The 4863-nt window shown below is 69.7% G+C and carries 6 protein-coding genes, 1 tRNA gene and 1 pseudogene; 7 read left to right on the forward strand and 1 reads right to left on the reverse strand.

Annotated elements, in window-relative coordinates; genetic code table 11:
- The first annotated feature begins 41 nt into the window (after positions 1 to 41).
- From D6682_08260 to D6682_08280, 5 genes are all read left to right on the forward strand, one after another.
- Entirely contained in the window at positions 42 to 329 is a 288-nt protein-coding gene (locus D6682_08260; protein RMH49924.1) for a TonB family protein, read from the forward strand.
- Positions 326 to 997, forward strand: coding sequence for an isoprenylcysteine carboxylmethyltransferase family protein (locus D6682_08265; protein RMH49925.1), 672 nt, complete (start codon positions 326 to 328; stop codon positions 995 to 997). Before D6682_08260 ends, D6682_08265 begins: the two co-directional genes overlap by 4 nt.
- Before the next feature lie 174 nt (positions 998 to 1171).
- Positions 1172 to 1486 (forward strand): YbaB/EbfC family nucleoid-associated protein, encoded by a 315-nt coding sequence (locus tag D6682_08270; GenBank protein RMH49926.1) that lies wholly within the window; start codon positions 1172 to 1174, stop codon positions 1484 to 1486.
- Positions 1474 to 2085 (forward strand): recombination protein RecR, encoded by a 612-nt coding sequence (gene recR, locus D6682_08275; protein RMH49927.1) that lies wholly within the window; start codon positions 1474 to 1476, stop codon positions 2083 to 2085. Before D6682_08270 ends, recR begins: the two co-directional genes overlap by 13 nt.
- Positions 2073 to 3377 (forward strand): class I SAM-dependent RNA methyltransferase, encoded by a 1305-nt coding sequence (locus D6682_08280; GenBank protein RMH49928.1) that lies wholly within the window; start codon positions 2073 to 2075, stop codon positions 3375 to 3377. The genes recR and D6682_08280 overlap by 13 nt, the downstream gene beginning before the upstream one ends.
- Here D6682_08280 and coaE read toward each other — a convergent pair.
- A complete protein-coding gene (coaE, locus tag D6682_08285) occupies positions 3347 to 3964 on the reverse strand; it encodes a dephospho-CoA kinase (GenBank protein RMH49929.1) in 618 nt (205 codons plus the stop codon). The genes D6682_08280 and coaE overlap by 31 nt on opposite strands.
- A 28-nt stretch (positions 3965 to 3992) precedes the next feature.
- On the opposite strand from coaE, the gene D6682_08290 reads away from it, so the two are divergent.
- Together D6682_08290 and D6682_08295 are read left to right on the forward strand one after the other, a co-directional pair.
- Positions 3993 to 4068, forward strand: a tRNA-Asn gene (locus D6682_08290).
- 611 nt (positions 4069 to 4679) lie between these two features.
- Positions 4680 to 4863, forward strand: a pseudogene (locus tag D6682_08295) (hypothetical protein).

Here is a 4863-nt window from a genome sequence, read left to right on the forward strand (position 1 = left end):
GCTCCCCCCCTGCGCAACCGTCGGCCCGCCCCACCGCCGGCATGACCCGGCAGGAGATCGACCGCTACATCAGCCGCATGCAGCGCAAGGTACAGCGCCACTGGAAGGTGCCGGCCGAACGTCCGGGGCGACTGCGCGATCCCGAGGTGGTGCTCGAACTCGACCGGGACGGATCGATTCGGAGCATTACCATCAGCCGCAGCTCCGGCGATCCGTTCATGGACCGGTCGCTGATCCAGGCGATCCGGGCGGCGGCCCCCTTCGACCTGCCCGCCGACCACTTCGAGCTCTTCCGCACCAACCGCATCACCTTCCATCCGCTGCGTTGACCATCGCCGCCCTGCGCCGCTTGCGCCCTCCCGCTCCGCGCCGACCGGCCGACTGGCTGGCCATGGCGATCTTCGGCTGGCTGGCCTGGGGGCCGCTGCGGCTGATCCTCGCAGGCCATGCCAACAGCTACCTGATATTGATGCTCGCCTTCTACCTGCTGCTGGTGCTGGTCTACCTCTTCCGGCCGCCGCCGGCCGTACCGGCGATCGGCCCGCTCGAGCGCCACCTGCCGCTGGCCGTCACCTTCGCCCCCGCCGCCATCCTCAGGCTCCACCCCACCGCCGCCCCGCCGCAAGGGGCCATCCTCACCTGCAGCCTCGGCGTGGCACTGGCGCTGTGGGGGCTGATCCATCTGCGCGGCAACTTCTCCATCATGGTCGAGGGGCGCGCGCTGGTCACCTCCGGCCCCTACCGCTGGATCCGCCACCCGATCTACCTGGGCGAGATCATCACACTGGCCGGGCTGGTCTGGCTCTCGCCCCACCCGGTGACCATCGCCGGCGCCCTGCTGATCGGCTGCGGTCAGTTGTGGCGCGCCTGGCTGGAGGAGCGTAAACTCGCTCGCTGTTTCGGCGACCGTTTTGACGCCTACCGCCGGCGCAGCGTATGGTTTCCCGCACCGGGGGCCGGCCGGGATGGGGCGCCGCCGCCCCCCAGCGGAGGCTGATCCCCCCGCCACACCCCCGCAGAGACGCCGGAACGCGCTCCATGCCGGCTCCAGCGGCCGGCCCCGCGGCCAGGGAGGGCCGCGCACGAGACAAGCCTGCGCAGTCCGATCGAGAACCGCGCTCGTTGCCCGCCCAGGTGGAACGTCCATGGAGGGACCTCTTGCGATCCGATCATGAACTTCGCCAGGATGATGCAACAGGCCAAGGCCGTTCAGGAGAAGATGCAGGCCCTGCAGGAGGAGGTGGCCGCCATCGACGTCGCCGGTGAGGCCGGCGGCGGCATGGTCACGGTGCGGATGAACGGCGAGCACCGGGTGCGCTCGGTGACCATCGACGAGGCCATCTGGCAGGAACGGGACCGGGCGTTGCTCGAAGACCTGGTGGCCGCCGCCTGCAACGACGCCGCCGCCCGGGTGGACGAGGTGGTGCGGGAGAAGCAGAGCGCCGCCTTCTCCGGCCTGCCGCTGCCGCCCGGATTCTCCCTTTGACCGGACTGCCGGCGCCGCTGGCGGCGCTGGTCGAACACCTCTCCACCCTGCCCGGCGTCGGGGCGAAATCGGCCCTCCGAATGGCTGTCGACCTGATCGGCCGTCCTCCGGACGAGGCCAGGGCGTTGGCCGAGGCGATCGCCGGGCTCCATCAGCAGATCGGATTCTGCCCCGAATGCGGCTGTTTCCGCGAGGCGGGGGGCTGCGCGCTGTGCAACGACCCCCGGCGCGACCACGCACTCGTCTGTGTGGTCGAGCAACCGGTCGATGTCCTGATGATCGAACGCAGCGGCTTTCCGGGCGTCTACCACGTACTGCACGGCCGGCTGAGCCCGGTGGACGGCGTCGGCCCGGAGTCGCTCACGCTGGACCGGCTGGAACGGCGCATCGCCAAGGGGGGGATCCGCGAGCTGGTGCTGGCCACCAGCGCCACCGTCGATGGTGAGGCGACCGCCTACTACATCGCCCACCACATGGGGAGGGATGGCGTGCGGATCTCGCGCATCGCCCGCGGTGTGCCGGAGGGCGGGGAGCTGGAATACATCGACGAGTTCACCATCTCCCGCGCGATCGAAGCCCGCACGCCGTGGGAGGGCTGATCCGCGGACGTGCGCAACGGCTGCTGGTCGGCGGTGAGGCGCTGGTCCGCCACGGCGGAAACCAGACCACGCTGGTCGGCGGAGCGCTCCCCGGGGAGGAGATCCGCTTTCACCCCTCCGGCCGCCACCGCGGGGCGGCGCGTGGCCGGCTGGCCCATGTCGACACCCCGGCGGCGGAGCGGATCACCCCGCGCTGCCCGGTGGCCGGCGAATGTGGCGGCTGCGCCCTCCTTCACCTCCATCCGGCGGAGCACGGCCGATTGCAAAGGGAATGGATCGAAGAGCACTACCGGCGGGCGCTCCCTCCGGGCCGGAGGGCCGAACCGCTGCCCGGCGCGCCGGATCGGCCGCGCAGCCGCTGCCGCCGCCGGCTGCGCTGGCACCTGGAGTCCACGCAGGGGCGCTTCCTCCTGGGCTTCCACGCCGTGCGAAGCCGCAAGGTGGTCGACGCCGCAGGCTGCATCACGGCCGATCCTCTGCTCGCGGGGCTCCACCCGCGCATCCTCCATGCCCTGGAGCGCGGTGCGCTCCCCCCCTTCACCACGCTGACCGCCACCCGGCTGGAGGACGGCATCCACCTGCTGCTCGACGGTTGCGCACACATCGACGAGGGCGATCCCCCCTTCACCGAACAGGCGACGCTGCCGCTGCAGTGGTGGCGGCGCGGCGACGACGGCGGCCTGCGCCCCTGGGGGCGGCCGGTGCACACCTTCCACGACATGCTCCCCTCCTGCCGGGGCGGCTCCATCGCGCTGGAGATCGGCCCGGACGACTTCATCCAGTCCGACGCCGAGGCCAACCGCGCCATGATCCGCTGGATCATCGAACAGGCCGGCCCTGCACGGCACATCGTCGACCTCTTCTGCGGCGCAGGCAACTGCTCCCTGCCGCTGGCGCGTCCCGGACGCACCATCGTCGGCGCCGATGCCGATGCGGCATCCGTCGCCCGCGCCGAACGCAACGCCCGACGGATCGATGCCGGGGCACGCTATCGAACCGTCGATCTGCTGCGCCCCTTCGATCCCGCCCCATTCGCCGGTGCCGACCTGCTGCTGCTCGACCCGCCGCGCAAGGGGGCGCGGCGCGTCGTCGCCATGATCCAGCGGCTCCTGCCGAAACGGGTGATCATGATCCACTGCGACCCGGCATCCGGCGGCCGCGATGCAACGCTCCTGGCCGAAGCGGGATGGCGGATGGAGGGGCTCTTCAGCCTGGAGATGTTCTCATGGAGCGGACGGGTGGAGACGATCTCGCTCTGGCGTCATCCCGGCCCGGAGAGGCGGTCGGCATGACGGCGGGCCCGCCGGAGCAGCCGCCCGTGCAACCGCGCCACTTCTTGCCGCAGCCGGTCCATTCCGTCGTTGTTGTCGATGACGACATCGGCCTTCGGTGGTCGTTGCAGCCGGTCGATGGCGTCGAAATACTCCGCCGCCCGCCCGCCGCGCGCAGCCACCCTCCGTCGCCGTAGGGGGCGTGCGGCCTGCACCCCGACCACCACGTCGACCAGATGCGGTCGATCGCGCAGCGCCGATGCCTCCACCACGCAGACGCCCTCCTGCCGGGCGATCCACCCCTCCGCCTCGCGCCAGATCAAGGGGTGCAGCAGCGCCTCCAGCCGCCGCAACGCCGCCCGATCGGCGAAACAGCGCGCCGCCAACGCCGCGCGATCGACCACGCCGTCGCACACCACCTCCGGACCGAACGCCCGGGCGATCCCGGCGGCGATCTCCGGCCGTTGCTGCAAGGCGCGACCGACGGCATCGAGATCGAGCACCGGCACCCCCATTCCGGCGAGAAGGGCGGAAACCGTGCTCTTGCCGCTGCCGATCCGGCCGGTGACCGCCGCCACAAGCGGACGATTTCCGTTTCTTGACAGCATAGGGACGGATTGTACCGTTCGCCTGCCTTCCCCGGTAGCTCAGTTGGCAGAGCGGGTGGCTGTTAACCACCTTGTCGCTGGTTCGAGTCCGGCCCGGGGAGCCAGATTTCAATCCGCCAACTCTGGCGGTTCTTAGTTAACGCGAGACCCCGTCGGGATGACCCGGCGGGGTCTTTGCTTTTCTCCTTGATTGACCCGGGCCATCCCTGGCCCTCGCCCTTGCGGGCGCGCCTTCGATGCGTCCTAATCGGCTTTCTGCCGATTTGTCACGCGGAGTTACGGCCCCGCGTACTTCCCCCTTGATTCTCCGGTTCGAGATGAAGCACGTGGGGTCCAAGCGCACCCCCACGGTTGCAAGCGCAACCCACGCATATCCTCTTCGAACTCTCCGATTCTCCGTTTCACAGCCCGTCTTGTTCAACAGCCAGGTTGCAGGCGGGGTACCCACCCGACGTTTCGAACTCCCCTCCGGTAGGTAACTTAAGCGTTGTTCCGGTGCCGCGACCGGCTCCTGCACCACGCCCATGTCCTCAACATCAGCGGCAAAAGCTGGCGACTGAAAGCGCTCGAACAGGCCGCAAACCGCGTCGCACGCATCCAACAAAACCAGAGCTGAGAAAAGGAGAAACGATCATGAACCCAAGCGCCATTCATCGCGACACACCCGTAACACAAGATGTCGCCTTATCCCGTAAAGGTAGGTGTCGTTTGACAGTTGTACGGCGAGCTCCTGACCTTCGACGATCCCGAAACCCGCCTCCCGGCCATCGACCGCCTCGAGGGCTTCCTGCCCGGCGGGCCCAGCCTCTACAGGCGTGTGCTGGTGCCGGCAAGTACACGAGGACGCCGCGTCCTGGTCTGGCTTTACGTGGAGGGCGCCGGCATGCGCCGTCCTGCCC

This window comes from Zetaproteobacteria bacterium (genome assembly GCA_003696765.1).
Lineage (GTDB): Bacteria > Pseudomonadota > Zetaproteobacteria > Mariprofundales > J009 > RFFX01.

Bases quoted from the DNA above. Each gene is read 5' to 3' on its own strand.
- coaE (RMH49929.1), bottom strand. From the start codon at position 3,964: ATGCTGTCAAGAAACGGAAATCGTCCGCTTGTGGCGGCGGTCACCGGC.
- D6682_08270 (RMH49926.1), top strand. From the start codon at position 1,172: ATGAACTTCGCCAGGATGATGCAACAGGCCAAGGCCGTTCAGGAGAAG.
- D6682_08260 (RMH49924.1), top strand. From the start codon at position 42: ATGACCCGGCAGGAGATCGACCGCTACATCAGCCGCATGCAGCGCAAG.